Origin of the sequence: Lactobacillus hamsteri DSM 5661 = JCM 6256 (genome assembly GCF_000615445.1) — a bacterium.
GTDB lineage: Bacteria > Bacillota > Bacilli > Lactobacillales > Lactobacillaceae > Lactobacillus > Lactobacillus hamsteri.
Map to the genome: position 1 here is coordinate 1 of NZ_BALY01000056.1, position 4,134 is coordinate 4,134.

The window sequence follows — 4,134 nt, forward strand, 5'->3', positions numbered from 1 at the left end:
ATATCTCTATCACAGCATCAAGCATGATTCAGAAGAAAAGACAATCACTGAAAATATCAAGTATGTTGACGAAGCAACCGGACAAGAAATTCATTATCCATATTCTTCTGAAACATTAACCTTCACTAGAGATACTCAGACTGACGAAGTTACAGGTACTAAGCAGGCCTCAAATTGGTCATTAGCTGAGTTCAAGCCTGTTGAAAATCCTAGAATCCCTGGCTACACAATTGATCCTGATAAGATTACTCAAAAGCTTAATGGCAACAACTCTGCTTTAGCCAAAACAGATGCTAAAGAAATCGGTCGTATCAGTTTTGCAGGTTTATCTCAAGAACAATTAACTGCTTTGCCTAAGGGTTCAAATATTGACTTTGTTGTTCCATACGTAAAGAACGTAACTCCACCTGCTCCTACTCCAGAACCATCTAATCCAACTGAGCCAACCACTCCATCTCAACCTACACAAGCTAGTCAGCCAACTTCTCCAGCTAAACCAAAAACTCCTAAGACTCCTAAGACTCCTAAGACACCACATCACAAGACTCATACTCCTAAGAAACGTACAACTTCCACGTTTGACCCACGCAGTCAACATGAAAATCATAAGAAGACAACTAATACTGTTCCTTCTAAAAGACAAAACATTACAGTTTCAACCAAGAGTCAAAATATTTCTACTTCTAAGTCTCAAACTATGAAGAACAACGTTAAGAATACTAATTCTCACGCTTCAACTCTTCCAGAAACTGGCGAAAAGCAAAATAAAGTTTCAACCTTCGGTCTTGGAATCTTAGCTCTTTCAGCTTTACTCGGCTTAGCTGAATACAGAAAACGTAGAGATCATTAATACGTTTTAATATAAAAATGGCCATTAGCAAATTTCGCTAATGGTTATTTTTATGCCATAAGCAAAACTTTACATAAAAAATAAAATGGTAAATAATGCTGAACAAAAAATACCCAGAGCAACACCGCTCTGAGTATTTCAATTTATAAATACAATTAATCTAAGTTTACGCCATCCAAAACTTCTTGCATCTTGTCAGCTGAGTTAAGCATCTTCTTCTTTTCATCATCAGAAAGCTTAGTTTCGATAACATCGCTGATACCTGTTCCGTCAATAACTGCTGGCGTACCAAGGTAAAGATCATGCTTAATGCCATATTCACCATTAATTGGAGCTGAAAGTGGCAATACGATTGAACGATTTTCCAAAATAGCTGCAACGATTTGAGTAAGCATCATTGCTACGCCATAGAAAGTTGCTCCCTTGTTAGCAATAATCTTGCCACCCTTCTTGCGGATTTCGGTTTGAATTTCATCAAGAGTTGCATCATCAAGTTCTGAGTATTCGCTAAGAGCCTTACCTGCTGCTGTTGATTCTGCGAAGTTTTCAAATGAAGTATCACCGTGTTCACCAAGAACCATTGAATTAATTGCGGAAACTGGCAAATCAAGCTTCTTAGCAAGGGCAACCTTAAGTCTCATTGAATCAAGTGAAGTACCTGTACCGATAACCTTGTTCTTAGGGAATCCTGATAACTTTTGAGTTAAAGTAGTAAGAATATCAACTGGGTTTGCAGAAACAACGAAGATACCATGGAATCCTGAATCAACAATTGGTTTTACGATACTCTTTAGAATTTTTACATTCTTGGCTACAAGATCTAGACGAGTTTCACCTGGCTTACGAGGAACTCCGGCAGTAATTACAGCTACATTTGCATCCTTAGCTTCTGAGTAATCACCTGCGTGGACATAAGTTTCACCCATAAATGGAGTAATATCTTCGAGGTCCATCGCATCACCGATTGGACGTTCCTTAACAACATCGCAGATAACTAATTCATCAACTCTCGTGTTTTGCAATAAGTCGTTGGCAAAAGTTGAGCCAACACTACCGTCACCGACAAGAAATACTTTTTTACTCATGGCACATGCCTCCTATATAACATTAATCATCACGTCTATTATATATGAAACCGCATTCATTTAAAATGGTTTATCACATAATAATAAAATTAATTATTTGTGTATAGAAAAAACACCACACAATCGTGTGATGTTTATATCGATTATCTATTCTTCTTGTTCAATTTCAAACCAATTGCACCTAATGCAAAAGTAGCAAAACCAATTAAGCTAGCCATCCATCCTGCATTAGCACCTGTCTTAGGTAATTCATTGTTTGAATTTGTAGAAACTACCTTTGTGGCAATATTTACTACATTGTTATTGTTTGTCTTGGTTTTACCAGAAACAACAACGTTATCTTTAGGGAAGTCAACAGTCTTAGCACCAACAGTAGTTACAGTTCTGACAGTATCAGCCTTATCTCTTACAGTGCGAGTGTAAGATTCTTTCTTACTTTCGGACTTTTGGCCATCTTTGAAGTCTTGTCCATGACTGTGAGCAAATGAGTAAGTAAATGTTGCTTCTTTTTCTGGAACAAAGTCATCTGGAACGTTTGGCGGAGTGTTTGGATCTGATGGTTGATTTGGAGTTTCTGGTGTTGGTGGAACTTCTTCTTCGTGTGAAGGAGTTCGTGGGGCATTGCCAGGCTTGTCTTTACCCGGTTTGCTTGGTTTATCTTCGCTTGGTTTGCCAGGCTTGTCTTTATCCGGTTTGCTTGGCTTATCTTCGCTTGGCTTGCCAGGCTTGTCTTTACCCGGTTTGCTTGGCTTATCTTCGCTTGGTTTGCCAGGCTTGTCTTTACCTGGCTTACTTGGATGGTATTCACTTGGAAATTCCCATCTAGGAATATATGGGAATCTATTATGCTTAGGATTACTGATCAAGTCCCAACGGTGTGTTTCTGCACCAATGATTACTTCATTACCAACGATATTTCCGTCAATATTAGCGCCTTGAACATTAATAGTAGCCTTAGGTGCTAAAACACTTCCTAATAAAACTCTACTAGTTGTTAATGATGTCAAGTCAGTACCGAAATTCCATAAAACATGATTTTCGTGTTTATGTGGATTACCTGCTGCTTCTTCAGTAGTTCCATCCGTATATTCTAATTTTACTTGAGCATTTAAAGAATAAGACTTATTCCCCTTAGGTTGAATCACATTGATAATAACAGTTGGAGCATCTTTTTCAACGCTTAAACCTTTAACCTGTACCAAATTATTTAACTTGCTTGCGTCAACATTGATAAAAACATTGTTATCATCATCAGGTTGAGCCTTTGAAACATCAATAATTTGACTATTATTATCAACATATCTAAAAGCAGAGCCTTTAGAATCAGCATGCTTACTCCATGCTTCAGATTTCAAGCTTAACTTATCAAGTTCTCCCTGAATATCAATATAAGGCTTATCGCCCTCTTCAATTACTATATCTCTATTATCTCTTTTGTCTAAAGTTGCAGTATTTACTCCATCAGATATAATTATATGTCCTGCATCGTTGCCCTTTTCGATCTTATAATTTGAGCCCAGAACTACATGATTGCCATACTCACCTGTGAAAGCACCGCCGTTCAAATTAAGGCGTCCATCCTTAGAGGTGATTTTACCAACATAGTCAACATCATTCTTTGTATTATTCTTATGTGGATCACTTTGATTATTTGTACCAAAATTAGGATTATCATTAAGTTCTTCAGTAGCCACATTTCCTGCCATATGACTGCCTGTTAAATCGACTTTATGTGAAAAAATATGAAAACCAGAAGCTATTCCCAAGTCATTGCTTCTATTAAGTTCCTTGGACTTTTCACCAATAACTTCATCATTATGAATAGAAGAATTATTTTCTAATTCATCTACAATACCTTTTCTTCTATTTATTAAGTTTTGAAGATCTTCAGTTGCTTGTTCAGAATGTTCTTCATCTTGTTGTCTAAGAATTTCCGAACCTTTTTCTTGTCTTTGAGTATCAGTACGTTCACTACTTGTTGCCTGTGAAGCTTGGCCATTTGTAGCAGGAGCAGCCTGAGACTGTCCAGCTTGTTCAGCAGCTTGAACGCTAGTTAAATTCATCGATGACAATGTGCTTAAGCAAGTAAATGTCACAATTGTTGCAATACCGACTTTTTTAATTTCTCTACCTTTAATACTCATAGTTCTTATATCACCTTACAAATTTTAAATCTTAGTTTTAATTATTAAAATTTAT

At 36.9% G+C, this 4,134-nt stretch carries 3 protein-coding genes; 1 reads left to right on the plus strand and 2 read right to left on the minus strand.

Features of this window, described 5'->3' with window-relative positions:
• The coding region (locus JCM6256_RS09020; RefSeq protein WP_025081353.1) for a mucin-binding protein at window positions 1-850 on the plus strand (850 nt) is incomplete at its 5' end.
• Between the two features lie 155 nt (window positions 851-1,005).
• On the opposite strand, the gene JCM6256_RS09025 is transcribed toward JCM6256_RS09020, so the two are convergent.
• Together JCM6256_RS09025 and JCM6256_RS09030 are read right to left on the minus strand one after the other, a co-directional pair.
• On the minus strand, window positions 1,006-1,935 hold the full coding sequence (locus JCM6256_RS09025) for an L-lactate dehydrogenase (protein ID WP_025081354.1): 930 nt from the start codon (window positions 1,933-1,935) through the stop codon (window positions 1,006-1,008).
• A 143-nt stretch (window positions 1,936-2,078) separates the two neighbouring features.
• On the minus strand, window positions 2,079-4,079 hold the full coding sequence (locus JCM6256_RS09030; protein ID WP_025081355.1) for a collagen-binding domain-containing protein: 2,001 nt from the start codon (window positions 4,077-4,079) through the stop codon (window positions 2,079-2,081).
• Window positions 4,080-4,134: the final 55 nt, after the last annotated feature.

Coding starts and splice junctions, on each gene's coding strand:
- JCM6256_RS09025 (WP_025081354.1), bottom strand. CDS start 1,935: ATGAGTAAAAAAGTATTTCTTGTCGGTGACGGTAGTGTTGGCTCAACT.
- JCM6256_RS09030 (WP_025081355.1), bottom strand. CDS start 4,079: ATGAGTATTAAAGGTAGAGAAATTAAAAAAGTCGGTATTGCAACAATT.